The following is a 25,266-nucleotide window of genomic DNA, read 5'->3' as shown; positions in this document are numbered from 1 at the left end:
TCCGCAGGTGCCGACAGGTCCGGTTGCTTCGCAGTATGCCTCGGCGCTGTTTCCGCGACGTTACACGCCCGAGATCGTTTCGCAGCCGGGTACGAAGCCGCACATACCGCCACCCCGCACTCTGCCACACCAGATCACAGCAGCAACCCCGATCCTGAGCCCTTACCGCGATTTTCCCTGTCTTGACGTGGCGTTCCGCGAGAGGCGGCCGGGACGATCATTAGCGTGGGTCCGGTCGTGGACACTTTCCTGCTGCTCTCGCTGACCGACCGGGTCGCCGCTCTGGCCGCCCCCTCGGTCATGCATCCGCACGCCTGGCCGCTGGGCGAACGGGTGGCGGCCTGGGCGCGCAGCCGTGGCCTGGTGCTCGGCGATCCGGACACCTCGCCGCTGGGCCGCGGCCGGTTCGAACGGCTGGCGGCGCGGATCTTCCCGGCCGGGGAGCTGGACCGGGTGGAGCTGTTCGCCCGCTGGCTGACCTGGACCTTCGCGGTGGACGACACGTTCGACGACACCCCGGTGGGCTCCAGCGCCACCGCCGTCCACTCGCTGTACGACGACCTGCTGAAGGCGATGCGCCGCGGCCACGCCAGGCCGGGCGCCCGGCCGCTGGAGGCCACGGTCGTGGAACTGTGGCAGGCCACCACCTCGGGCATGAGCCGTGACTGGCGCCGCCGGTTCCTGCTGCACATGGAGGAGCACCGGACCGGGTGCGCGGACGAGGCGGTCGGCCGGCGGGTGGGAGGCACTCCCGGGCCGGAGACCTATCCGAGCCTCCGGCGGCGTGCCGCCGGGCCGTTCCTGTACGACCTGATCGAGCCGGTGCTGGGCGTGGAGCTGCCGCCCCGCCTGCTCTACACCCCGGCCTGGACGACCTTGATCGAGGCCACCGCCGACGTGCTGGCGTGGTGCAACGACATCGCCTCGTACGCCAAGGAGGCGGCGCGCGGCGACGTGCACAACCAGATCACGGTGCTGGAGGCGGCCCACGCCTTCGCCCCGGCACGGGCCGCCGGGTGGATACAGGAGCACATCGCCGAGCGCATGGTGGACGTGCAGTCGGCCGCCCGGTCGATGGGCGACGCGCTCGACATGTTGCGGATCCCGCAGGAGGAGCGCGGAGCCGTGGCCCAGGTCGTCCGCACCCTCATGGACGCGCCCCGGGCCCATCTGGACTGGCTCGCCGAATCGGGCCGCTACAACCAGTCCGGCGGCGCGGACGTCGGCTCGCTGATGCTGGGCCAGCGCCGACGTCGTCTCGACGCGTTCGCGTCACTGCGCTGACGGCGACTCGGCGAGGGCGTCCCCTGCTCTAGTACGCGTGTAGAGAACGCGGCGTCCGAGGCGGTGCCCGATGACCAGCCCGCACGCCCGGAGGACGCCGAGGTGCTGGCTCACCGCTCCAGGCGTCACGTTCAGGCGCCGGGAGAGTTCGGTGGTCGAGGCCGGGGAGACGAGCGCGATGAGCAGTTCGGCGCGGCGCCGCCCGATCAGGGCGGCGAGGGCGTCCGGTGGCGCGGCCGGGCTCGACTCCCAGAGGGTCGCCACGCCGTACGGCGGGTAGCTGAGCATGGGCTGGTACGGCGGCGCCATCACCGAGACCCGCGGCCAGACGAAGACGCTGGGCACCAGCAGCAGCCCGCGCCCGGCCAGCTCGCCCCGGTAGTCCCACCGGCGGTCGATGAAGAGCGTGCCGCCGTGCCAGCGGACGGCGGGGTCGAGGTCGGCGAAGACGCCCTCCGCGCCGTTCGCCGCCAGAGCCCGGGTCCGCCGCAGCACGTCGCCCTCCAGCAGGTCCCGGATGCCCTCCCAGTACGGCTCGACGGCGGCGCTCCAGAACCGTTCGAGCTGCTCGCACAGTCTCTCCAGGGAGCGGGCGGGCTCGGCCGCCATCGCCAGCCGCGCCGGTCCGGCGCTGCCGCCGTGTTCGGTCCAGCGGAGTTCCCCGGCGACGACGTCGGGCGGCGTGGCCCGGACGATCTCCAGCTCGGCCGCGAAGTCCGGCAGCGGCGTCTCGGGCGGCGGGGTGAGGAAGTCGGGGATGTAACCGTCCGGGGAGACGACGCCGCGCAGGAGTTCGACGTCGAGCCCGCGCAGCCGCGGCCGTATCGCACGCAGCCACGGCAGATGCAGGGCGCGCCGCGACGGGTCGGCGAGCACCCGCAGCCCGTGCACCAGTTCCCAGAGCGGCGAGAACGCGAACCGTACCCGGGCCACGTCGTCCGCGCGGAAGACGAACTCGATCATTTAGCCCAGGCTAAATGATTTTCGTGAACGTGCCGCCACCCCGACGATCGATCATGTGACCGCACTGGAAGAGCCCGCCGCCGTCGCCGCACCCCCCGGCTCCGGCTCCCGCCCGGGCAGGCTGCCCACGTTCCTGCACGACCGGATCGGGGGTTTCCCCCGCACGTTCTGGATCCTCTGGTCGGGCACCCTGCTCAACCGGCTCGGCACGATGGTCGAGCCGTTCCTCGGGCTGTACCTGACCACCACACGCGGCCTGTCGCTGGGCCAGGCGGGTCTGGTGATGGCGGTGCTCGGCGCCGGGTCGCTGGTCAGCCAGCTGGTCGGCGGCATCCTCACCGACCGCATCGGGCGCAAGATCACCCTGACGCTCGGCACCGTCCTCACTGGGGTGGCCATGCTCGCGCTCGGCTACGCGCAGGGCATCGTGTCCATCGTCGCGGCGGTGCTCGTCCTCGGGCTCGTGCTGGACCTCTACCGGCCCGCGTCCCAGGCGATGGTCGCCGACATCATCTCCCCCGCCGAACGGCCGCGCGCGTTCGCGCTGCTGTTCTGGGCGATCAACCTGGGGTGGGCGGTCGCGACCATCCTCGGCGGCACGCTGGCCCAGCGCGGTTTCCTGTGGCTGTTCTGGATCGACGCGATCACCTGCGCCGGCTTCGGCCTGCTGGTGTGGCGGGCCGTGCCGGACTCGCGGCCCCGGCGCGCCCGCGCCGACCGCACCGAGGGCGGCTTCCTCGACGTGCTCCGCGACCGGGTCATGGTCGTGTACGTGGTGATCGGGATCGCCTACACGTTCGTGCTCCTCCAGGGCATGACCACGATGGCGCTGGCCATGAAGGAGGACGGCCTCGGGCCGCAGGCGTACGGGATCGCGATCGCCGCCAACGGGGTCATGATCATTATTGTGCAGCCGCTCGTGGCCGCGTGGCTGAGCCGCCGCGACCACAGCAGGGTGCTCGCCGCCGGGTTCGCGCTCGTCGGGATCGGCTACGGGCTGACCGCGGTGGCCTCGTCGCTCTGGAGCTATATCGGCACGGTCCTCGTGTGGACGCTGGGCGAGATCATCGCAGCGTCGGTGCTGCAGGCGGTCGTCGCCGACCTCGCCCCCGTCCATCTGCGCGGACGCTACAGCGGCCTGTACGGGATGGCGTGGTCGGGCGGGTTCCTGCTGGCGCCGCTCGGCGGCACCCAGCTGCTCGGGATCGGCGCGCCGGCGTTGTGGCTGACCTGTCTCGGGCTCGGTGTCGCGTCCGCCGTGGCCCAGCTCGGTCTCGGGCCCGCGATCCGCCGGCGCCGCGCGCAGGCCCTGCTCGCCGGGACTTGACGCGCGGATTTTCGTCACAGTGGCGAGACCTCTCTTAGGATCATCGACGACGGCGGCTTAGGCTGGTGGACGTGGCACAGCTACGGATCGCGCTCGCGCAGGTGAACTCGACGGTCGGCGACCTCGACGGCAACGCCGATGCCATCGTGGAATGGACCCGGCGCGCCGCCGACGCGGGCGCGCACCTGGTCGCCTTCCCCGAGATGATGCTGACCGGCTACCCGGTGGAGGACCTCGCACTGCGCACGTCCTTCGTCGAGGGCTCGCTGCGCGCGCTGGAACGCACCGCGCGCCGGCTGGCCGACGAAGGGCTCGGGAACGTTCCGGTCGTCACCGGCTACCTCGATCGCCGTCCGGTCAGCCTGGTGCGCGCCGGGCAGCCCGCCGGGTCGCCGCTCGACGCCGCCGCGTGGCTGCACGAGGGCGAGGTCCTGGTCCGGTCGGCCAAGCACCACCTGCCCAACTACGGCGTCTTCGACGAGTACCGCGTCTTCGTGCGCGGCGACCGCCTCCCCGTGGTCCGGCTGCACGGCGTGGACGTCGCGACCGTGGTGTGCGAGGACCTCTGGCAGGACGGCGGCCCGGTCAGCGTCACCGAGACCGCCGGCGCCGGGCTGCTGCTGGCCGTCAACGCCTCCCCGTACGAGCGCGACAAGGACGACGTCCGGCTCGAACTGTGCGCGCGGCGCGCCCGGGAGGCCGGCTGCGCGCTGGCCTACGTCAACATGGTCGGCGGTCAGGACGAACTGGTCTTCGACGGCGACTCCATCATCGTCGGCCCGGACGGCACCCTGCTGGCACGCGCGCCGCAGTTCACCGAGCACCTCCTGGTCGCCGACCTGGCGCTGCCCGCCGCCGGTCCCGCGCAGGCCCCCGGCAAGGTGCCGGTGGACGCGCTGGACGGCACCACGATCACGATCGAGCGCCACGTCCTGTCCGCCGAGCCGCTGCCCGCCTATCCCGTCGAGCCGCAGTCGGTGTCCGAGCCGCTCGACGACCTCGGCGAGGTGTACGCGGCGCTGGTGCTCGGCACCGGCGACTACGTCCGCAAGAACGGCTTCCGCTCGGGCATCCTCGGCCTGTCCGGCGGCATCGACTCGGCCCTGGTCGCCACCATCGCCGCGGACGCCATCGGCCCGGGCAACGTGCACGCGGTGCTGCTGCCGAGCCGCTACTCCTCCGAGGGCTCGGTCACCGACGCCGAGGACCTGGTCAAGCGGCAGGGGCTGCACTCGCGCGTGGTGCCGATCGCGGGCATGGTCGAGGCGTTCGAGGAGCAGCTCGACCTCACCGGCCTGGCCGCCGAGAACCTCCAGGCCCGCATCCGCGCCAACGTCTGGATGGGCCTGTCGAACGAGTACGGCCACCTGGTACTGACCGGCGGCAACAAGAGCGAGCTGGCCACCGGCTACTCGACCCTTTACGGCGACTCCGCGGGCGGCTTCGGCCCGATCAAGGACCTGACCAAGACGATGGTGTGGGCGCTGGCCCGCTGGCGCAACGCGCAGGTGGGCTCTGATCTGCCGTTCCTGCACCCGTTCGCGGAGGAGCCGATCCCCGAGGTCATCATCGGGAAGGAACCGTCCGCCGAGCTCCGTCCGGGCCAGAAGGACCGCGACTCGCTGCCGCCGTACGACGTCCTCGACCCGCTGCTGGTCGACTACGTCGAGCGCGACCTCGGCCGCGACGCCCTCGTGGCGGCGGGCCACGACCCCGCGCTGGTCGAACGCGTCATCCGGCTCGTCGACCTGGCCGAGTACAAGCGCCGCCAGTACCCGCCCGGTCCGAAGATCACCGCCAAGAACTTCGGCCGCGACCGCCGCGTCCCCATCACCAACCGGTGGCGCGAGCCCTCGGCCGAGTAGCCTCCCCCCGCCTACTCGCGGTGGTGGTTTTCACCGGGCCAGGCGGGGACGGGCTCGGAGGGGTCGGGGTCGACGCCCGGGACGATCTGCTCGCACCAGACGACCTTGCCCGCGGCGGTGCGCCGGGTGCCCCAGCGGTGGGCGAGCTGGCTGACGACCAGCAGGCCGCGGCCGTTCTCCTCGTCGTCGGTGGCGTGCCGCAGCCGCGGCAGGGCGGCGGAGCGGTCCAACACCTCGCACACGACCGTGCGCTCCAGCAGCAGCCGCAGCTCGATCGGGCCGCCCGGCGCGTAACGCAGTGCGTTGGTCACGAGCTCTGAGGCGAGCAGCTCGGTCGTGTAGGACAGATCGCCGAGCTCCCACTCGTCCAGCTTGCTGCGCACCAGGCCCCGGGCGCGGCGCACGGCCGCCGGGTCGGCGGGCAGGCTCCAGCTGGCGCAGCGATCGTCGGGGAGGCGGTGCAGCCGCGCGATCAGCACCGCGATGTCGTCGCGGTGGTGGTCGGCGTAGACGCCGTCGAGCGTCGCCTTGGCCAGGTGCTCCATCGGCAGGCCGGTGCTCTCGGGACCGAAGATGCCCTTGAGCCGGGCCAGCCCGTCGTCGATGTCGGTGCCGCGGTTTTCGACCAGTCCGTCGGTGTAGATGACGAAGACGCTGCCGTCCTCGACGGTGAACTCGCGGCTCTCGATCGTCGCGCCGCCCGCGACGCCGAGCGGCGGGGCGGGCGGGACCTCCAGGAAGTCGCCCGGGCTGCCGGGGGCGACGAGCAGGGGCGGCAGGTGCCCGGCCGAGGCGACCTCGATCGTGCCCGTGGTGGCGTCGTACACCGCGTAGACGCAGGTGGCGAAGTGCGGCTCCTGCTCGCCCAGCTCGATCATCAGCTCGTGCATGACGTGCAGCGCGTCGGCGGGCGGCAGTTCGAGGTTGGCGAGGGTGTGCAGCGCGGTGCGCAGCCGACCCATCGTGACGGCGGCGCGCACGCCGTGCCCGGCGACGTCGCCGACGATGAGCGCGACGCGGGCGCCGGGCAGCGCGATCGACTCGTACCAGTCGCCGCCGACCTCGACCAGCTTGCTGCCGGGCAGGTAACGGTGCCGGACCTCGACCGAGGACGGCGCGGACAGCCGGTTGGGCAGCAGGCTGCGCTGGAGCGTGAGCGCGGTCGCGCGCTCACGGCTGAACAGCCGGGCGTTGTCGATGACGATGGCGGCACGCGACGCGAACTCCATGCCGATCTCGACGTCGTAGGCGTCGAACCTGCGGAACCCCGGCACCCGGGTGCAGGCGATGAAGCCGAGCAGCGTGTCACGCGCGATCAGGGGCAGCAGGACCATGGAGACGCCGGTGAGGAGCCGGCCCACCGGCCCGCGGCGCCACTTGCCGGCGATGTCGCCCGCGAGCTGGACGTCCACGTGCGGCAGGTGGACGGGCCGGGCGGTGTCGAGCACCTCGCGGTAGGGGGTGCCCTCGGGGAAGATGAGCACCTCGCCGACGGGGAATGTCGCGGTCCACGCGGGGTTGCCGTCGTCGGAGGTCACCGCGATGCGCCGCAGCACCGCCGAGCCGGACTCGCTGTGCACCTCGTCGGCGGCGACCAGGCTCTCCAGGATGAGGACCGACGCGGTCGTGCAGAAGTGCGGGACGATGACGTCGACCAGGCCCTTGGCGGTCTGGTCGAGGTCGAGGGAGGCGCCGAACCGCGCCAGCGGATCGTCCATGAGGGCGCGCCGCATCAGGGCCGGGTCCTGGTAGCGCTCGCTCAGCGGCAGCGCCACGCGGACGTACAGCAGGCCCGCCGCCGAACCGGGCGCCACGCCGCCGACCAGCGGCTGCGCGGTCACCACCGACTCGGTCGTGGTGCCGTCGCCGCGCCGGACGATCAGCACGGCCCGGCGTTCCTGACCCGCGGTGATGGCCTCCAGCAGGCCCTCGAGCTCGCTCTTGGACTCGTCGTCGACCAGGTCGGCCGCGGACCGCCCGATCAGATCGGCCGGTGGACGGCCGAGCACGGCTTCGGCGTTCGGCCCGCACTGCACGATGCCCTGTGCACCGTCGATGCCGAGCACGAGCGTCCGCGACGCCGAATCGGTGGCGGCCGCATCGCTATGCCGCGCAATCACGGATCTCACCTGAGGCGCTCCAGACTGCCGGTCCTCCTACCACTCCCCAGCGCCAGTATGGAGCATTACAGGGGATGTCGGGGAGAAGATCACGCTTACCGCGGCGAAATAGGCGCCGACCTGCGTCCGCTTTCGGTCTCGCCGCTATGGGAAGGTACCGGGTTCAGGCACCGGAGGTGGCGATTCCCGCCAGGAGGGTCTCCACGACGGCCTCGGGGAACCCCTCGGGCAGCTCGTCCTTCGGCGTCTTGAGGCTGAGCGAGCCGACGAGCATCGCGAGCGCGACCTCGACGTCCAGGTCGGCGCGCAGCTCGCCGGTCCCGACGCCGCGCCGCAGCACCGCGCGGATGACGTCGCGGCGCGGCTCGATCACGTCCTGCCGGTAGCGGGCGTACAGCTCCGGGTGCTTCTCCGCGCTGCCGACCACGTTCCAGAAGCACTTGGCGTGCTTGCGGTGCCGCTCGCCATGCATGGCGAGGGCGATCGCCAGCAGGTCGTCGCGCGCGGAGTCGCCGGACGGCGTGGGCATCGTGCCCTTCGCCGACGCCAGCGCGTCCACGATCAGCGCCTCCTTGTTGGGCCAGCGCCGGTAGATCGTGGTCTTGCCGACGCCGGCCCGGGCGGCCACCGCCTCGATGGAGACGCCGGCCACGCCGGACTCCGCGGCGAGCAGGTCGAGCGTCGCCTCCAGGATCGCCTTCTCGGCGCGCTCGCTGCGCGGCCGCCCGGGCGGCCTGCCGGCCCCCGGGCGCTGCCGCACGGTCTCAGTCCCTGCCACTACAGCCTCCCGCTACGCCCCGGCGGGCCGCCCTTCTCAACGGACGGCCTCGCTTGGCCGGGTCATACTCCGGCGGTCTCCCGCTCCTGGAGCTCCACGTCACCAGTCTGCCCTGCCTCGGGGGTGAGCGCGGCGCCGCGACCCGGCATCCACTTGAGCACGACCATCGCGCCGGCGAAGGCGATCACGGCCGCGGCGACGGCGGCGACATGCATACCGTGCATGAACGCGTGGTGCGCCGAGTCTATGAGGCCCTGGCCGGCGGCGCCCATTCCGGCGCCGACGTGGCCCGCGCCTTCGACGGACTCGCCCGCGACCTCGCGCGCGTCCGGCGGCAGCGTCGCGAGGCGTTCGGACAGGTCCTGGCGGTAGACCGAGGCGACGACCGAGCCGAGCACGGCGACGCCGAGGGCGACCGCGACCTGCCGGGCGGTGTTGTTGATGGCCGATCCGGCTCCGGCCTTCTCCTTCGGCAGCGCCGACATGACCGACTCGGTCGCGGGCGGCATCACGTTGGCCATGCCCGCGCCCTGCACGAAGAAGATCACGCCGAGCACCCACAGCGGGCTGGTCTCGTCCACGAACTGGTAGCCGGCCAGGGCCGCGGCGACCATGAGGAGGCCGGTGGTGCAGACCGCCTTGGCGCCGAACCGGCGCACCATGGTCGAGCTGCGCGGCGAGAAGATCAGCTGCGCGGCCGCGAACGGCAGCACCATCAGGCCCGACTGCAGCGGGCTCAGCCCGCGCACCGACTGCATGTAGAAGTTGGTGAAGAAGAACACCCCGGCGGCGGCGAAGAAGCACAGCGCGATGGACGCGACCGCGGCGGACAGGCGCGGGTCGCGGAAGAGCCGCACGTCGAACGCCGGGTGCTCGGTACGCGCCTCGTGCCAGACGAACAGCCCGAGCACGGCCAGGCCGAGCACGATCGGGCCGAGCACGGGGGGCGTCAGCCACTCGCCGCGCTCGCCGCCCTGGATGATGCCGTACGAGACGGCCACCAGACCGATGATCGACAGCAGCACGCCGACGGGGTCGAGGCCGCCGGGCAGCGGGTTGCGCGACTCGGGCACGAGGAACGCCATCAGCAGCAGGCCGACCACCACGACCGGCACGTTGATGAGGAACACCGAGCCCCACCAGAAGTGGGCGAGCAGCAGGCCGCCGGTGACCGGGCCGATGGCCACGGCCAGGCCGACCGCGCCGGCCCAGATGCCGATCGCGCGGCCGCGCTCGTGCGGCTCGAAGACGTTGGTGATGATCGACAGCGTCTGCGGCATGATCGCGGCGCCGCCGAGGCCCATCAGGGCGCGGGCCCAGATCAGCTGCTCGGGCGTCTGCGCGTACGCCGACGCCAGCGAGGCGAGGGCGAAGACGACCATGCCGCCCATGAGGACGCGCTTGCGGCCGAGCCGGTCACCGATGACGCCGAACGTGAACAGCAGCCCCGCGAAGACCAGCGTGTAGGAGTTGATCGACCATTCGAGCTGGCTCTGCGTCGCCCCGAGCCCCTGGTCCGGATCGGCGATGGTCTTGAGCGCCACGTTGAGGATCGTGTTGTCGAGCACGACGACGAGCAGGCTGAACGTCAGCACGCCCAGGACGGCCCAGCGGCGCCGCTGGATGTTTTCTTGATCCACTGCACTCCCTCGGATCTTTCGGGAAGATCCAGCGATACGGATGCGTTTCGAATCAAAGTACTCCCGGTCTTAGCGATACGCAACCGTATCGTTTCGATATTATCGGGGAATTCGGGAGGGTTCCCGAATCGTTGGGACAGTGGGATCATCGGTTCCGTCCGGGTACGCCACCGTGGCGCCTCGAGACTGGAGGTTCAGCGTGTCTTCTTCTGCACCCCTGGCTCAGCCGACCGCCCTGTACGGCGGCAAGAGCAACCGACGGGTCACCGTACGCGACATCGCCGCCGCCAAGGAGCGGCGCGAGAAGTGGCCGATGCTCACCGCGTACGACGCCCTCACCGCCCGGGTCTTCGACGAGGCCGGGATTCCCGTGCTGCTCGTGGGCGACTCCGCCGCGATGGTGGTGTACGGCTACGACTCGACGATCCCCGTCACCGTGGACGACCTGATCCCGCTGACCGCCGCCGTGGTCCGCGGCTCCAAGCGCGCCATGGTCGTCGCGGACCTGCCGTTCGGCTCGTACCAGACCGGCGTCGCCGACGGCCTGGCCACCGCCACCCGTTTCCTCAAGGAGACCGGCGCCCACGCCGTCAAGCTCGAAGGCGGCCGCCGCGTCCTTCCCCAGGCCGAGGCGATGGTCGCCGCCGGCATCCCGGTGATGGGCCACCTCGGTCTCACGCCGCAGTCGGTCAACGTCTTCGGCGGTTACCGCGTGCAGGGCCGGGGCCAGGCCGGCGACGAGCTCATGGCCGACGCCAAGGCCCTCGAAGCGGCCGGGGCGTTCGCCGTCGTGCTCGAATGCGTCCCCGAGGAACTCGCCGCCAAGGTGACCGCCTCACTGTCCATCCCGACCATCGGCATCGGGGCGGGCGACAACACCGACGCGCAGGTGCTGGTCTGGCAGGACATGGCCGGGCTCACCCCGCACACCGCGAAGTTCGTCAAGAAGTACGCCGACCTGCAGACCGTTCTCGGTGACGCGGCCCGGCAGTACGCGGAGGAGGTCGTGGGCGGCACCTTCCCCACCTCCGAGCACGCCTACCACTGACACCACGCGGCATACACGACACACGAACGGCCGGGGCACTCCCCCGGCCGTTCTGGCGTTCAGTCGGGGTTGGAACGAACCGGATCGCGCTGCGGTTCGCCGTCGGGGAGCTCGCGCCGCGGCGGGGGCACGCGCGTCCCGTTCCCGGACACGGCGTCGACCTCGATCTCGGACCTGAGCGTCTCGACGGCGGCCTTGAGGACGTCCGGGCCCGCGACGTTGATCAGCAGCAGCCCGAGGTTGAGGGCCTTCTGCCGGTCGGTCATCTCGTCGGTGCCGCCCAGCGCGTCCACGGCGGTGCGCAGCGCGGCCTGGTCCTCGGCCGAGACGTTCATGAGCAGCCCGAGGCAGTACGTGGGCAGCGCCAGCCGGGCCTTGGCGAACGAGATGTCCCTCATGATGTCGCCCGCCTCGTTCGCCCGGACCTTCGCCTGCATGCGGTCGACGCCGCGGTCGGCGGCGGCCAGCAGCGCGCTGAGCAGGGTGCTCGGCCCGACGGCGACGTCCTCGTCGCCGACCCGCACGGTGAACACCGCGCTGCGGAAGATCATCATTGAGCCGAGGCTGGCGGCCAGCACCTGGGCGGCGCCCGCCATCTCCGGCGACGGCACGCCGAGCCTCCAGTCGAACGTGTGGAGCAGCAGCAGCGAGCCCGCGCCCGCGGCGCCGTTGATGAGCACGTACGCCCAGGTGCTCGGCACGCGCACGAGCTTGCCGGGGTGATCGCGATAGCGGCTGATGAGCTCGGCGACCCCGACGAGACAGCTCAGCGCGATCGTGACGAGGTAGCCGGCCATCAGACCGGCCCGCTGCCGCCCGTCCGGCGGACGACCTCGTCGACCTCCCGCTCGACCGCGACCAGGCCGCGGTCGCGCAGCGCCTCGACCGCCTCGGCGACCTCCAGCAGTCCCAGCCCGGTGCCGTGGTGGATCTCTTCGAGCGTCTGCGGCGCGTTGACGGCGTCCAGCTGGCTCAGCACGCGGCGGCAGCCGTCGGGCAGGTCGGCGGGGTCACCGCCGCCGGCCGGATGGCCCCGCCCGGGAGCGGGCTCGGCCAACGGTACGTGCCGTTCGGCCGAAGCGGAGGCGCCACCGCCTCGCGCCGAAGTGGTCAGGAACGTGCTCCACGGATCGGCCGAGCGCTTCTGCCTCATGTCCACCTGCCCTGTCAACTCAGATGATACGACGCGCGAAGGCCCGAGGGCGTTCCGCTCGGTCATGCGCCGTCTCGTCCGCTCGACGCCGGCTCGTCCTGGCCGGCCTCCGGGTCCGCGGGCGCCGACCTGACCACGATCAGGCGGTCGCCGCGCTTCAGCTCGCGGCAGGCCTTGGAGTCGTACGGCAGGGTCCGGCCGTCGCGGATCAGCGCGAGGGCGGGCTCGCGGACGGCACGGATCGGCTTGCCCAGCTCCTCGACCCGCACCTCGCGCTCGACGAGGTCCAGGCCCCTGCCCTGCTCCAGCAGGTCCTCCATGATCTCGCTGACGTTCGGCTGCGAGGTCGAGACGCCGAGCAGCCGCCCGGCCGCCTCCGACGAGGTGATGACGTGGTCGGCGCCGCTCTGCCGCAGCAGCTGGAGGTTCTCCGACTCCCGCACCGACGCCTGGATCCCGGCCCCCGGGTTGAGGTGCCGGGCCGACAGCGTGACCAGCACGGCGGTGTCGTCGCGCGCGGTGGCCACGATGATCTCCTTGGCCAGGTGCACCGACGCCTGGCGGAGCACCGAGTTCTGGGTGGCGTCTCCGACGACCCCGACGAATCCGGCCTCGGCGGCCTCCGCGACCGCGCGCGGGTCGGGGTCCACCACGACGATCGAGGCGCGGGGGACGCCCGTGCTCAGCAGGGTCTTGATGGCGCTGCGGCCCTTCGTGCCGTAGCCGACCACCACGATGTGGTCACGCAACCGATGCCTCCAGCGGGACAGCCGCCAGTCCTGGCGGGTGCGTTCGGCGAGCACCTCGAGGGTCGTGCCGACGAGGACGATGAGGAACAGCACCCGTACCGGCGTGATGAAGACGGTGTTGACCAGCCGCGCGAGCGGGGTGACGGGCGCGATGTCGCCGTACCCGGTCGTCGAGACGGTCACCGTGGAGTAGTAGAAGCAGTCGAGCAGCGACAGCGTCCCGCCGTTGTTGTCCTTGTAGCCGTCGCGGTCGAGGTAGACGGCCGCGACCACCGAGAGCAGCAGGGCGGTGGCGATGCCGAGCCGGTAGAGCACCGAGCGCAGCGGTCCGATCTTGGGCGAGGGCAGCAGTACGCGCGGACGCCGCGTGCCGTTCTCCCCCTCGCCCACGATCAGCACCGTACTGAGTCGGGCGGCGAAAATCCCGGGTTACGCGATAACGAAGATCACACGTCGGTGACCCGCAGCCCGGCGTGCGCCTTGTAGCGGCGGTTGATGGAGATCAGGTTGGCGGTGAAGGCCTCGATCTGGTGCGCGTTGCGCAACCGGCCGCCGTAGACGCCGCGCATCCCGGGGATACGGCCGGCCAGGGCCTGCACCAGGTCGGTCGCCTCGCGGTCGTCGCCGAGCACGAGCACGTCCAGCTCCATCTCGTCGACCTCGGGGTCGAGCAGCAGCTTGGCCGACACGTGGTGGAACGCGGCGACGACCCGGCTGCCGGTCAGCACGGCCTCGGCCTGCTGGGCGGCGCTGCCCTCCTCGACCGGCAGGGGGAACGCGCCCTTCTTGTCGAAGCCCAGCGGGTTCACGCAGTCAACGACGATCTTGCCCGTCAGCTCGGCGCGCAACGACTCCAGCGTGGCCTTGTGCCCGTCCCACGGCACCGCCACGATCACGACGTCGGACTCGCTCGCGGCGACCGCGTTCTCCGCGCCGCGGACCGGCAGCCCCTCGCCCAGGGCGTCCGCCGCCTGCTGGGCGCGCTCCGCCTTGCGCGAACCGATGATCACCTGGTGCCCTGCCAGCGCGAAGCGCCGCGCCAGGCCGCCGCCCTGGTCGCCGGTGCCACCGAGAATGCCGATGGTCAGACCGCTCACGTCGGGCAGGTCGTAGGGCGTCTTCGTCTGCTGCTCAGTCATGGTCACGAGTCTGCCAGGCCGGCCGGAACCCGATTCCCCCGCCCTCCCCGGGCCGGGTGGGGCACGATGGAGCGCGTGGACGCCGAGCAGGTGACGTTGTTGCGAGAGGTGCTGGCCGCCACCGGGTGGCTGGAACGGACCGCCGAGTTCGGCCGGGCGCTGCGGGTCAGCGCCCGCACCCCGGGCGGGCTGCTGCTCGTGGGCACCCCCGCCGAGGACCCCTGGCACCTGGCCGCCCACCTCGACGACGAGAGCCGCCTCGGGGCGATGCCCGAACTGTCCCCCACGCTGGTGCGCTGGTCGCCGCCGCCGGACGCGCCGCCGCACCTGCGGGTGGGGCTTGAGCGCCTCGAACGCGCCCAGCGCGGCGAGACGCTCTTCGTGGTCGCGGAGGAGGAGGCACCCGTCCCGCTGCTGGAACGCGTCGACGACGCCCGCCGCACCGGCGCGGTCATCCTGGCGCTCGACGGCGGAGACCGCGAGCTCCAGGGCCTCGCGCACGAGGCGCTCACAGTGTCGCCGCAGGAGGCGCTCGTCTCCTTCGACGGCGCCCAGCACCTGGTCAGCGCGGCGGCGGGGCAGGACGCCTCGCCCGCCCGGCGCGGCCTCGGGCTGCGCGAGCGGCTGGCCCGCGTGCTCGACAAGATCAGCGGTACCGTCCCCGACGAGCCGCACCCCCGCTGACGGGCTCCGCCGCCGGTCTCTGGCGCCCCACCAGGCACAATGCACCTTATGAGCGACTCAACCGAATTCCGGGCACAGTTCGACGCCGAGGTCACGTTCCGCAACGGCGGCGGGTTGCGGGTCCGGGAGTTCCGGCTCGACCTGCCCGGGAACACGATCTCCGACGACGACCTCGCCGCGCTGTTCGTCCGGCACCTGGGCCTGCTCATGGTCGACACGGTCACGATCAGCAACAGGACCGTGCTGGCCGAACCGCACAAGGGCTCGCGCGGGGTGGAGACCGCCCGGCCCGCGGAACGGCGCGTCGTCGACCTCTCGCACGTCCTGCGGGACGGCGTGATCACCACGCCCGGCCTGCCGGGACCGCGGATCGGCGACCATCTGAACCGCGCGGAGTCGGCCGCGCGCTACGCCCCCGGCACCAGCTTCCAGTTCGACCAGATCACGATGGTCTCCGGTACCGGCACGTACGTGGACAGCCCCAACCACCGGTTCGCCGACGGGGCGGACGTGGCGGGACTGCCGCTGGCGCGGCTGGCCGACCTCGACGGCGTCGTGGTACGGGTCACCGAGGGCGGTGCGATCGACACCGCCGTGCTCGCCCCGTACGACGTGGACGGACGCGCGGTGATCATCCACACCGGCTGGGACCGGCACTGGGGCACCGCCGCCTACGGCTCGGGCGGGCACCCGTACGTCACCGCGGACGCCGCCGCCTGGCTCGCCGGGCACGGCGCCGCGCTGGTCGGCATCGACACGGTCAACATCGACTCCACCGCCGACCCCGCGCGGCCCGCGCACACCACGCTGCTGGCCGCCGGCATCCCGATCGTCGAACACCTGACCGGGCTCGACCGGCTGCCGCCGGACGGCTTCCGTTTCCACGCGGCACCGCCGGCGGTCGAGGGGATGTCCTCGTTCACGGTCCGCGCCTACGCCGTCATCGGCTGAGGCCCGCCCTAGTCGTCTCCCTCGAAGGTCGCGTCCTGCTTGCGCCAGGCCTCGTTGCGCTCGCGGGCCGTCGCCAGGGCGTTGGCCGCCTCTGACTTGCTCTGGTAGGGCCCCATTCGGTCCTTGTTCGGACACCCCGCACCGTGCTCGACCTTCATATGTTTGAGGCAGAACCACCAGTCGCCGTCGTTGCCCGTGTCGCTCATCCCAAATCCTCCGATCTTGGCCCCGCTCCGAATTGGTGCCCCGATCCGCTGACTACACTCCAGGTATATGACGACCCAACTACTCCGGCCCGGCCGCGTGTCGCCCATGCGCAAGGTTCCCGCCCACATCGCGCGGCCGGAGTACGTCGGCAAGAAGCGTCCCAAGACGGGCGAGCCGGACGTCAAGACGCCCGAGATCATCGAGCGAATGCGGGTGGCCGGCCGGATCGCCGCGCAGGCGCTGGAGGAGGTCGGCCGGCATGTGCGGCCCGGCGTCACCACCGACGAGCTCGACGTCATCGGCCACGAGTTCCTGCTGGAGCACGACGCCTACCCGTCCACGCTCGGCTACCGCGGCTTCCCCAAGTCGCTGTGCACCTCGATCAACGAGGTGATCTGCCACGGCATCCCCGACGACACCGTGCTGCGCGACGGTGACATCGTCAACATCGACATCACGGCGTTCGTCGACGGCGTGCACGGCGACACCGACGCCACGTTCCTGTGCGGCGACGTCGACGAGGAGTCGCGGCTGCTGGTCGAGCGCACCCGCGAGGCCACGGCGCGCGCCATCAAGGCGGTCGCGCCGGGCCGCGCGCTCAACGTGATCGGCCGCGTGATCGAGTCGTACGCCAGGCGGTTCGGGTACGGGGTGGTGCGCGACTTCACCGGCCACGGCATCGGCACCACGTTCCACTCCGGGCTGGTCGTGCCGCACTACGACGACCCGAACGCCACGACGATCATGCAGCCGGGCATGACGTTCACCATCGAGCCGATGCTCACGCTCGGCACCCACGACTACGACATGTGGGACGACGGCTGGACGGTCGTCACCAAGGACCGCAGGCGCACCGCGCAGTTCGAGCACACGATCCTGGTCACCGAGGGGGGCCACGAGATCCTGACCCTCCCCTGACTCCGCCCCGCCCCACCAACAAAATCACCCATACCGGCTCGGGAGATCGCTCGATGAACGCCCCAGCGCCGTACGAACCACGGGTCCCCTCCGACAGCATGCCGCCGGGCAAGGCGGCGTTGAGCGTGACCTGGGCGGCGCTGCCGTTCCTCACCCTCGGCTACGCCACTCCCTTCACCTTCGCCGCGGCGGCGCTCTGGCGGCGCAGCGCCCACCTCCTGGCGGCGTCCGCGGCCTACATCTCGGCGTTCACCCTGCTGCTCGTGCTCATGCCGGACATCGAGGAGGACGGCACCCGGCGCGTCATCGGCATCCTCATGTTCGTGCTGGCCGTCGTCGGCTGCGGGCACGCCTTCCTGATCCGCCGCCGGGTGTTCGACCCCGACGGGCTCTCCGGCGTCGACAACGACGCGGTCATCGAGCGGGTGCGGCGGCAGCGGCTGCTGCGCGACAAGGCGCGCAAGCTGGCCCTCGATGATCCCGGCCTCGCCCGCGAGCTGCGCATCGGCCGTCCCGACCTGCCGCGCCAGTACAACGACGGCGGCCTGATCGACGTCAACCACGCGCCCGCCGAGGCGCTCACGCTGCTGCCGGGCATCACCCCGGAGCTCGCCGTCCGGATCGAGCGGGTGCGCGCCGAGACCGGCGGGTTCATGTCCGCCGAGGAGCTGTCGGCGGTGGCGGGCCTGCCGCCGTCCCTCACGGCCGACGTCGCCGACTACGCCGTCTTCATCCGCTGACGTCGTCCGCCGCCGGTCGCGACGCAGGACTCGGCGATTCCGGGGTAGGAAGCGTGCGTGGCCGCGAAGAACACGAAGAGCACGAAGAAGAAAGGCGAGGACGGCGATCCGCTCGCCGAGTACCGGCGCAAGCGCGACGCGGGCAAGACCCCCGAGCCGGTGCCGGCGGATGAGGACGCGCTCCCCCGGGGCGAGAACGACACGTTCGTGATCCAGGAGCACCACGCGCGCAGCCTGCACTGGGATCTCCGGCTGGAACGGGACGGCGTCCTGGTCTCGTGGGCGGTGCCCAAGGGCATCCCGCCGAGCCCGAAGGTCAACCACCTCGCCGTCCACACCGAGGACCACCCGCTGGAGTACGCCACGTTCGAGGGCGACATCCCGCGGGGGGAGTACGGCGCCGGGACGATGACGATCTGGGACCGCGGGAGGTACGAGACCGAGAAGTGGTCCGAGCGCGAGGTCATGATCGTGCTGCACGGATCACGGGTGTCGGGCAAGTACGTGCTGTTCAGGACCCGCGGCAAGAACTGGATGATCCACCGGATGGACCCGCCCGCGGACCCGGACGCCGAGCCGCTGCCCGAGAGGCTGCGGCCGATGCGCGCCGCCGAGGGCCGCCGCCTGCCGCGCGACCAGAGCGCCCACGGCTTCGAGTTCGCGTGGGGAGGCCGCCGGCTGCTCGCCTACATCTCGGGCGGCCGCACCCGCTTCACCGACGGGCGGGCCGGCGAGGTCGGCGGCCCCGCCGGGCTCGGCTCCAAGCTCGGGGAGGCGCTGGGGGCCCGCCCCGCGCTGCTGGACGGCGAGCTCGCGCAGGTCGAGGGCCGCGAGACCTATCTGATCTTTGATCTGCTGCATCTGGACGGGCATCCGCTGCTCGACCTGCCCTACGAGGAGCGCCGCGGGCGGCTGGACGAGCTGGAGCTCTCGGGGCCGCGCTGGCAGACCACTCCGTGGTTTCCCGGCGACGGCGACGCGGTGCGGCAGGCGGCGCGGGACCAGGGACTGCCCGGAATGCTCGCCAAGCGCCTGGACTCCCCGTACACGCCGGGCGAGGAGAACGACGCCTGGCGCTACATCCCCGTCAAGTAGGGCCCGTCAGGGACGGCCCCGTCAGGGACGGGCCGTCGAGTCGGGCCGTCAGTAGGCCACCGTGATGCGGCGGCCGACCGCGTTCCCGTTCTCCAGCTCGTCCACGAGCGCGATCGCGTAGTCCTCGGCGCTGATCCGGCTGCCGCCCTCGGCATCGGTCAGCAGCTGGTCGCCGCCGAGCCGGAACGTGCCGGTGCGCTCCCCCGGCTCGATGATCGACGGTGGGGAGAGGTAGGTCCACTCCAGGTCGCCCGCCTCCTTCCGGATCAGATCGAGCAGCTCCGCCTGCGCCAGCGACTCGGCCTTGTACGCCTCCGGGAAGTGCGGATCGTCGACGAGCCGGACGCCCGGCGCGACCTCCAGACTCCCGGCGCCGCCCACCACGACCAGACGCCGCACGCCGGCCTCGCGGACGCCGTCGAGCACGGCGCGACCGGCGGCGAGGAGCGGGCCGGCGGCGTCCGAGCCGTCGCGCGGCGGCGCGATCGCCAGCACGACGGCGTCGTGCCCGGCGGCGAGCGCCGCGACGCCCGCGGCGTCGGCGGCGTCGAGCGTCGCGGTCCCCTCGGCCCCGCCCCGGGTGGTGCCGGTGACCTCGTGGCCGCGGTCGCGGGCCTCGGCGGCGACCCGGCTTCCGATCATGCCGGTGGCGCCGATCAGCAGAATTCTCATGGCTCTGACCTCCGTGAACGTCGTTGCGGAGCCAAAAGTATCTATTTGATACTGGTTACTTCAACGGCAATTGGTATCCTCTGGAAACCATGCTGCACGGAGACGCGTTCGACCCCGACTGCCCCACCCGGCTGATCCTCGACCGCATCGGCGACAAGTGGTCGGTGCTGGTCGTGCTGAGCCTGCGTGAGGGGCCACGCCGCTTCACCCGGCTCCGCGACACGATCGGCGGCGTCACCCCCAAGGTCCTTACCCAGACCCTGCGGGCGATGGAACACGACGGCCTGCTGACCCGGCGGGTCTTCCCGGAGGTGCCGCCCCGCGTGGAGTATGAGCTCACCCCGCTGGGCCTCTCCCTCCAGCGGCCCATCCAGGCCATCGCCGACTGGGCCGAGGAGAACGTGCACGAGGTCATGGCGGCCCGTTCCACCCACGAGCAGAGCTGATCCGCCCGCGCCAACCCGATCCCCCCGGGCTGGAACCGGCACCGCCCCCGGCCACCTCAAATCGGTGACACTCGCGACCGGCGCGCCGTCGCCGGTGGCGATCACCATCCGGTTAGAGTCCGGCCGTGGCGATGAAAAAGGTGAATACGCGGGTGAAGCTCGCATGATGGGGCGAACGCACGCCCTCAGCGGGGCGCTGGCCTGGATGGCCGCCGTACCGGTCATCAGCCAGGAGAGACTCCTGCACGACTACGCCGTGTCGCTGTCCGCCCAGCAGGTGCTCGCGGGCGCGGTCGTCTGCGCGGGCGCGGCGCTCCTTCCCGACATCGATCACCACAACGGCCGCATCGCCAACACCTTCGGCCCGATCACGAACGTCATGTGCAAGTGGATCGGCAAGCTGGCCGGCGGGCACCGGATGGCCACCCACTCGATCCTGTTCGCGGTCCTCATCGGCTGGGCCATGGACGCCCTCGCCACCCACTACGTCTACGCCTGGTGGGCCTGCCTGTTCATGATCGTCGGTCTCGGCCTGCGCGGCGTGGGCTTCGACTTCGAGGGCAAGGAGCCGCAGTCCGCCTTGATGGACTGCGCCCTCGCGGGCATCACGGTCTGGCTCATGCACGATCTCGACATGAGCTTCGTCGGCTTCGCGGTGACGCTCGGCTGCCTGGCGCACGTCGCCGGAGACTGCCTGACACCACGCGGCTGCCCGGTCTTCTGGCCCCTCAAGTCGCGCGTGGAGATGCCGGTCATCCCGCGCACGGACGGCAAGGTGGAGCGCTTCGTGGTCGCCCCGCTGCTGAGCCTGGGCGTCGCGATCCTCGCCGTACGCTCGATCCTCGGCGACGTGGCCGCGGACTGGCTCAACCGCACGGGCTGACGACCGTCAGCGCAGGTCCCGGTAGTCGTCGCACCGCAGCTCCCGCCATCTCAGTTTCTGGGTTTCGGGAGCGCTGCCCAAACGGGGGATGCCCCGCTGCCCCGGGATCGCCTCGGCGGTGCAGGCGATCTGCGCGAGTGCTTCACGCGGCAGCCGGACCTCCCGTCCCGGGATGATGTCCATGAAAAGCATCGCGATGCCGCCCCCACCGGGGGAACCCGCCGTGCCGGGAGGCAGCTCGTTGATCGGCTCCTGGGCCCAGAGGTTCATTCTCGGGACTCGCGTGCTCAGCCCCTCGGCGCGTTCGTCCTCGGTGAGGGGCACGCCCAGCTGGGACACCGCGAGGTAGGGACGGTCCGGCATCCCGGGCCGCTTCACCGCGACGAGCCGGCCCTTCTTGAACAGGAACAGGGTGATCTGCTCCGTGCGGGCCGAGGCGGTGGGCATCGCACCGCCGACGACGCCGCTCGGCCGGATGCCGTAGCCGTTCACGACGACCGCCGTCAGCGCGATCGTGAGAACCGCCGCCGACGCGGCCGCGTACCAGGCCCCTCTCATGACGCCGCCTCCGTGCTCACGCGGCCCGCCTCCGGCGCCGACGGCAGCCACAGCGTGAAGACGGCGCCGCCGCCGGTGGCGTTGGCCACCTCCAGCGTCCCTCCGTGCAGGACGGCGTTCTCGCGCGCGATCGAGAGGCCGAGCCCGCTTCCCTCGCTGCGCGAGCGGGCCGCCTCCGCCTTGACGAACCGATCGAAGACCACCGGGAGCAGCTCGGCCGGGATGCCGGGGCCGTCGTCGGTCACGGTCAGCTCCAGCCCGTCCCGTTCCCCGCGCGAGGCGATGGCGAAGCACAACCGGACCGGCGGCCGGCCGTGCTTGAGCGCGTTGGCGGCCAGGTTGGCGACGATGACGTCGAAGCGTCGCGGGTCGAGCCGGGCGACGAGGCAGGCCGGGCCGGCGACCTCGATCCGGTCCGTCCAGCCCCGGCCCGCCAGGGTCGCCGCGACCGCCTCGGCCACCACGACGTCGTCGAGGACGAGCAGCGCGGCCCCGGCGTCGAACCGGCTGATCTCGATCAGGTGCTCGGTCAGGGTCCCGAGCCTGCGGGTCTCCTCGGCCACGAGCCGGGCGGCCGCACCGCCGTCCCCCGCGGAGGCCGTCTCCTCGGCCAGCACCTCGGTGGCCGCGACCATCGCGGTGAGCGGCGTCCGCAGCTCGTGCGAGACGTCGGCGACGAAACGCCGTGAGGCGGCGTCCTTGGCGCGCAGCTCGGTGACCATCCGTTCGAGCGCCTCGGCCGTGCGGTTGAAGGTGACCGCCAGATCGGCCAGCTCGTCCTGGCCGTGGACCGACACCCGCGTGCTCAGCTCGCCGTCACCGAGCGCGCGGGCGGCACCGCCGAGCCGGCGTACCGGCCGGAGCACCCCCCGGCTGGCGAGCAGGGCGAAGACGAGCGCCGCCAGCAGGGCCAGCCCGTCGGCGAGCGCGATCGACCGCGCGAACGACGCCAGCTCGCGGGCCGTGCCCTCAAGGTTCACCGAGACGAGGACGACGGGGGCCTCGGTCCGCGGATCGCCGGTGTACTGCATGACCGAGGTGCCCATCAGGAGGTAGGGGTTCCCGTCCCTGACGACACGTTGGAAGACCAGTTCGTCCATGGCCCGTTCGACGAACTCCGGCGAGACCGGGGCATGCAGCGCGCCGGGAGGGGGCACCGGACGATCTTGCTCGGTGCCCCGCGCCCTGACGTACGCCTTGCGCCGCCCGTCCACCGTCCTGAGCGCCTGGGCCAGCTCCACGCCGAGATCCCCGGCGACGTCCGGTGGAAGCTCGGCCGGCACCGTCCGGGTCAGGGTCTCGCGCAGGAAGGTCAGCTCGGTCTCCTGGGCACGCTGCACCATCTCCCGGCGGACCAGCACGTACGACAGGCCGCTCGCGCCCACCGACGCCATCAGCGCCACCGCGGTGAACGCGGCGACCAGCCGGGCGCGCAGCCCGTTGACGGCCCTCATCGGCGTCATCGTCCGGCGAACCGGTAACCGAAGCCCCGCACGGTCTCGATGAAGCGCGGTTCGGCGGGCTCGTCCTCGATCTTGGCGCGCAGGCGTTGCACGCAGGCGTCCACCAGCCGCGAGTCGCCCGGATAGGTGTGCTCCCAGACGGCGGCCAGCAGGTGCTGGCGCGTCATCGCCTGGCCCGGCCTGCGGGCCAGCTCCAGCAGCAGCCGCAGCTCGGTGGGGGTGAGCCGAACGTCGGCGCCCTCCTTTGTGACCTTGAGCGAGGCCCGGTCGATGACCAGCTCGCCGTAGGCGGAGCGTTCGGCGTGCCCCTTCTCGGCCCTGCGAAGGACCGCGCGGATGCGGGCGTCGAGCACGCGCGGCTCGACCGGCTTGACCACGTAGTCGTCGGCGCCCGCCTCCAGGCCGAGCACCACGTCCAGGTCGTCGCCGCGCGCGGTGAGCAGGATGACCGGCAGGTCGTCGTCGCGCCGGATGCGCCGGCACGTCTCGATCCCGTCGACGCCGGGCAGCATGACGTCCAGCACGGCGATCTCCGGGCGCCGCGCCCGCAACGCCTCCAGGCCGGCCTCTCCGGTGCACCGGGAGGTCACGCTGTGGCCCAGCCGGTGCAGCGCCATCTCCAGCGCCGCCCGTGCGGAGGGGTCGTCTTCGACGAAGAGGATGCTCGCCACCGGCCCATTATCGGGCAACGAACGACCTTCCCCCGGCATGTCACAAAATCCGGACATCGGACGGACATGATCGCGACAATCCGCCGGAACGGTGGGTCGCATGGCGCAACTGATCATGCGGCTCCGTCCGGCGTCCGAGGCGGCGGCATCCCGGCCGCGGCGCCGGAACGTCCTGCCGTGGATCCTGGCCGCGGGCTGGCTCGGGCAGGTGCTGATCCGGCTCTGGTGCGCCCGCACCCGGACGGGGCCGGGAGCGAACCCGGACGAGACCGGCTACCTGATCGCCGCCCGGTGGCTGGCCGGCGGACCCGGCGGCGACCTGTCGGGCAACACGTTCTACCAGGGCGGCTATCCCCTGCTGCTCACCCCCGCCTACTGGCTCGCCGACGATCCCGTGACCGTCTACACCCTGGTCATGGCCATCAACGCCCTGGTGTCCGCGGCGGCGTTCCCGCTCGGCTATCTGGTCCTTCGCCGGATGGCCGTCACCCGGCGTCCGGCGCTGGCTCTGGCGTGGGCGGCGGCGTTGTTCCCGGCGACGACGTTCTTCGGCGCGTACGCGCTGACCGACGCCGTCCTGCCGGTGATCGTGCTCGGCTGGATCGTGCTCCTCGAACGGTTCGTCCGGACCGGCGGCGTGTACTGGGCGGCCGGGTCGAGCCTCGTCGCCTCCTACGCGTACGCCGTCCACACGCGCGGCCTGGTCCTGTTGTGCGTGCACACGGCCGCGCTTCTCTTCCTCGCGGTACAGAAAGATCACACGGCACCGAAGGCCGCCGCGGCACGCACCGGCCGCGTGGTGGCGAGACGCCTCGCGGCCAGGGCCGGCGTCGGCGCGGCGGTCGGCGGCTACGTGGCCGTTTCGGCGTTCCACGGCCTCGTCCAGGCCTCGCTGTATCCCGAGGGTGTCCGGGACCTCTCGGGCAACATCGAGGCCCGCCTGACAACGCTCGACGGCCAGCTGTGGGCATGGTCGGGGGCCGCCGGGCAGATCTGGTACCTCATCGTCTCCACCTGGGGCCTGGCGGGCGTCGGGCTCGTGGCGCTGCTCGCCGCCCTGTGCGGCCGGCTGCGGGAGTCGCACGGCATGGGCCGCGTGATTCCGGCCGTCGTGCTGGCCTCCACCTTCGGCGTCGCCTACACCTCGTCCGCAGCGCTAAGCGACGAGCACCGGGTGGGCAACTTCGCCTATGGCCGGTACCTGTCCTGCCTCGCGCTCGTGCACGCGCTCATCGGGATCGGCGCGCTGGTCCGTTCGACCGGGCGGCAGCGGGCCGGGCTGGCGGCGTGCGCGGCCGCCATCATGGCGGGCAGCGGCGCCTGGGTGGCCCTCTACGCGGGCGACCGGCTCCGCACCTCCCACTTCATCGGCTTCGACTTCCCCGAGACCTCGTTCCTGACCGCCGACCGGAACGCGTTCCACCTGACCACGGCCTCGGTGTCGGCGATGGGGCTGCTGGCGGCCTTCCTCGTCCTGCGGAGGCTGCACGTTCTAGCGGTGGCGGCGGGGCTGCTGGCGGTCAGTCTGGCGGCGATGACCTTCATCGTGGGGACGAGCACGAAGCGGGTGGCGCCCGCGTCCCCCATCCCGCTGGCCGCCGGGCGGGTGGCCATCGACCGGTCCCTGTCCTGGGGAGTGCGGATCATCCTGATGTACCCGGTCTGGTGGACGCGGCTGGAGCGGGTCGACACGCGCACCGGACCACCGGGGCCGGGCGTCTGCACAGTGGTCGTCAACCGGCCCGCCGGGACGGACGTGGGGGCCTCCTGGCCACGACGTCCGGCCGGCTGGACGGCCACGACGGGCGACTCGTGGGGCCACGGGTGGGTGGCCTGGCGGGCTCCGTCGTGCCCACGGCGACGATGATGCCCCGGGGGACGAGCCCCGGGGCATCGGATCGTTCCAAAAATC

25 protein-coding genes are annotated in these 25,266 nt (G+C 72.1%); 12 read left to right on the top strand and 13 right to left on the bottom strand.

The genetic code is table 11. The annotated features are described in order from the left end of the window. Positions 1-225: 225 nt before the first annotated feature. The gene (locus ABD333_RS03755) at positions 226-1,284 is read left to right on the top strand and encodes a terpene synthase family protein (RefSeq protein WP_344537668.1); all 1,059 of its coding nucleotides are present in this window, start codon (positions 226-228) and stop codon (positions 1,282-1,284) included. Here the strand turns inward: ABD333_RS03755 and ABD333_RS03750 are convergent. Continuing rightward, positions 1,273-2,247: a DUF5937 family protein gene (locus ABD333_RS03750; protein WP_344537666.1), complete on the bottom strand. Its 975-nt coding sequence runs from the start codon at positions 2,245-2,247 to the stop codon at positions 1,273-1,275. The genes ABD333_RS03755 and ABD333_RS03750 overlap by 12 nt on opposite strands. A gap of 55 nt (positions 2,248-2,302) precedes the next feature. On the opposite strand from ABD333_RS03750, the gene ABD333_RS03745 reads away from it, so the two are divergent. Continuing rightward, positions 2,303-3,574: an MDR family MFS transporter gene (locus ABD333_RS03745; protein WP_344537664.1), complete on the top strand. Its 1,272-nt coding sequence runs from the start codon at positions 2,303-2,305 to the stop codon at positions 3,572-3,574. 71 nt (positions 3,575-3,645) lie between these two features. Continuing rightward, complete coding sequence (locus ABD333_RS03740; protein WP_344537662.1) at positions 3,646-5,439, top strand: NAD+ synthase; 1,794 nt, start codon at positions 3,646-3,648, stop codon at positions 5,437-5,439. Positions 5,440-5,450: 11 nt separating this feature from the next. Here the strand turns inward: ABD333_RS03740 and ABD333_RS03735 are convergent, their stop codons facing one another. The 3 genes from ABD333_RS03735 to ABD333_RS03725 form a co-directional block, all read right to left on the bottom strand. Next, a complete protein-coding gene (locus ABD333_RS03735) occupies positions 5,451-7,559 on the bottom strand; it encodes a SpoIIE family protein phosphatase (protein ID WP_344537660.1) in 2,109 nt (702 codons plus the stop codon). Between the two features lie 163 nt (positions 7,560-7,722). After that, entirely contained in the window at positions 7,723-8,337 is a 615-nt protein-coding gene (locus tag ABD333_RS03730; RefSeq protein WP_344537659.1) for a TetR/AcrR family transcriptional regulator, read from the bottom strand. A gap of 62 nt (positions 8,338-8,399) precedes the next feature. After that, positions 8,400-9,977, bottom strand: a complete 1,578-nt coding sequence (locus ABD333_RS03725) for an MFS transporter (protein WP_344537657.1) — start codon at positions 9,975-9,977, stop codon at positions 8,400-8,402. 199 nt (positions 9,978-10,176) lie between these two features. Between ABD333_RS03725 and panB the strand changes: the two genes are divergently transcribed. Further along, a complete protein-coding gene (gene panB, locus ABD333_RS03720; protein ID WP_344537655.1) occupies positions 10,177-11,025 on the top strand; it encodes a 3-methyl-2-oxobutanoate hydroxymethyltransferase in 849 nt (282 codons plus the stop codon). Positions 11,026-11,084: 59 nt separating this feature from the next. Here the strand turns inward: panB and ABD333_RS03715 are convergent, their stop codons facing one another. The 4 genes from ABD333_RS03715 to npdG all read right to left on the bottom strand — a co-directional run bounded on the left by ABD333_RS03715 (position 11,085) and on the right by npdG (position 14,066). Then, complete coding sequence (locus ABD333_RS03715; protein WP_344537654.1) at positions 11,085-11,822, bottom strand: hypothetical protein; 738 nt, start codon at positions 11,820-11,822, stop codon at positions 11,085-11,087. Continuing rightward, a complete protein-coding gene (locus ABD333_RS03710) occupies positions 11,822-12,178 on the bottom strand; it encodes a hypothetical protein (protein ID WP_344537652.1) in 357 nt (118 codons plus the stop codon). Before ABD333_RS03710 ends, ABD333_RS03715 begins: the two co-directional genes overlap by 1 nt. A gap of 62 nt (positions 12,179-12,240) precedes the next feature. After that, positions 12,241-13,317, bottom strand: a complete 1,077-nt coding sequence (locus ABD333_RS03705; RefSeq protein ID WP_344537650.1) for a potassium channel family protein — start codon at positions 13,315-13,317, stop codon at positions 12,241-12,243. 56 nt (positions 13,318-13,373) lie between these two features. Beyond that, on the bottom strand, positions 13,374-14,066 hold the full coding sequence (npdG, locus tag ABD333_RS03700) for an NADPH-dependent F420 reductase (protein WP_344537648.1): 693 nt from the start codon (positions 14,064-14,066) through the stop codon (positions 13,374-13,376). 75 nt (positions 14,067-14,141) lie between these two features. On the opposite strand from npdG, the gene ABD333_RS03695 reads away from it, so the two are divergent. Together ABD333_RS03695 and ABD333_RS03690 are read left to right on the top strand one after the other, a co-directional pair. Then, the gene (locus ABD333_RS03695) at positions 14,142-14,750 is read left to right on the top strand and encodes a hypothetical protein (protein WP_410558583.1); all 609 of its coding nucleotides are present in this window, start codon (positions 14,142-14,144) and stop codon (positions 14,748-14,750) included. Between the two features lie 48 nt (positions 14,751-14,798). Next, positions 14,799-15,701, top strand: coding sequence for a cyclase family protein (locus ABD333_RS03690; protein ID WP_344537646.1), 903 nt, complete (start codon positions 14,799-14,801; stop codon positions 15,699-15,701). 8 nt (positions 15,702-15,709) lie between these two features. On the opposite strand, the gene ABD333_RS03685 is transcribed toward ABD333_RS03690, so the two are convergent. Continuing rightward, positions 15,710-15,907, bottom strand: a complete 198-nt coding sequence (locus ABD333_RS03685; RefSeq protein WP_344537644.1) for a hypothetical protein — start codon at positions 15,905-15,907, stop codon at positions 15,710-15,712. Positions 15,908-15,974: 67 nt separating this feature from the next. Between ABD333_RS03685 and map the strand changes: the two genes are divergently transcribed. The 3 genes from map to ABD333_RS03670 are packed head-to-tail and all read left to right on the top strand — an operon-like array spanning position 15,975 to position 18,661. Next, entirely contained in the window at positions 15,975-16,826 is an 852-nt protein-coding gene (gene map, locus ABD333_RS03680) for a type I methionyl aminopeptidase (RefSeq protein WP_344537643.1), read from the top strand. Between the two features lie 53 nt (positions 16,827-16,879). After that, on the top strand, positions 16,880-17,566 hold the full coding sequence (locus ABD333_RS03675; RefSeq protein WP_344537642.1) for a ComEA family DNA-binding protein: 687 nt from the start codon (positions 16,880-16,882) through the stop codon (positions 17,564-17,566). Positions 17,567-17,623: 57 nt separating this feature from the next. Then, the gene (locus tag ABD333_RS03670) at positions 17,624-18,661 is read left to right on the top strand and encodes a DNA polymerase ligase N-terminal domain-containing protein (protein WP_344537640.1); all 1,038 of its coding nucleotides are present in this window, start codon (positions 17,624-17,626) and stop codon (positions 18,659-18,661) included. 48 nt (positions 18,662-18,709) lie between these two features. Here ABD333_RS03670 and ABD333_RS03665 read toward each other — a convergent pair whose 3' ends face one another. Further along, a complete protein-coding gene (locus tag ABD333_RS03665; protein WP_344537639.1) occupies positions 18,710-19,333 on the bottom strand; it encodes an NAD(P)-dependent oxidoreductase in 624 nt (207 codons plus the stop codon). Positions 19,334-19,422: 89 nt separating this feature from the next. On the opposite strand from ABD333_RS03665, the gene ABD333_RS03660 reads away from it, so the two are divergent. Further along, positions 19,423-19,779, top strand: coding sequence for a winged helix-turn-helix transcriptional regulator (locus ABD333_RS03660; protein WP_344537637.1), 357 nt, complete (start codon positions 19,423-19,425; stop codon positions 19,777-19,779). Between the two features lie 163 nt (positions 19,780-19,942). After that, on the top strand, positions 19,943-20,662 hold the full coding sequence (locus tag ABD333_RS03655) for a metal-dependent hydrolase (protein WP_344537635.1): 720 nt from the start codon (positions 19,943-19,945) through the stop codon (positions 20,660-20,662). 6 nt (positions 20,663-20,668) lie between these two features. Here the strand turns inward: ABD333_RS03655 and ABD333_RS03650 are convergent, their stop codons facing one another. From ABD333_RS03650 to ABD333_RS03640, 3 genes are read right to left on the bottom strand one after another with little or no spacing between them, the layout of a single operon-like run. After that, the gene (locus tag ABD333_RS03650) at positions 20,669-21,220 is read right to left on the bottom strand and encodes a hypothetical protein (protein WP_344537633.1); all 552 of its coding nucleotides are present in this window, start codon (positions 21,218-21,220) and stop codon (positions 20,669-20,671) included. Further along, complete coding sequence (locus tag ABD333_RS03645) at positions 21,217-22,674, bottom strand: sensor histidine kinase (RefSeq protein WP_344537631.1); 1,458 nt, start codon at positions 22,672-22,674, stop codon at positions 21,217-21,219. The genes ABD333_RS03650 and ABD333_RS03645 overlap by 4 nt, the downstream gene beginning before the upstream one ends. Before the next feature lie 5 nt (positions 22,675-22,679). Then, positions 22,680-23,354 carry a response regulator gene (locus ABD333_RS03640; protein ID WP_344537630.1) on the bottom strand — a complete coding sequence of 225 codons (675 nt, stop codon included), beginning with the start codon at positions 23,352-23,354 and terminating at the stop codon, positions 22,680-22,682. A gap of 100 nt (positions 23,355-23,454) precedes the next feature. On the opposite strand from ABD333_RS03640, the gene ABD333_RS03635 reads away from it, so the two are divergent. Next, positions 23,455-25,221: a hypothetical protein gene (locus tag ABD333_RS03635; protein ID WP_344537628.1), complete on the top strand. Its 1,767-nt coding sequence runs from the start codon at positions 23,455-23,457 to the stop codon at positions 25,219-25,221. Positions 25,222-25,266: the final 45 nt, after the last annotated feature.

Source organism: Actinomadura fulvescens (assembly GCF_039533225.1).
Taxonomy (GTDB): Bacteria; Actinomycetota; Actinomycetes; order Streptosporangiales; family Streptosporangiaceae; genus Spirillospora; species Spirillospora fulvescens.
Note: the sequence above shows the minus strand (reverse complement) of the source record. Positions and strands in the feature narration are given on the sequence as shown.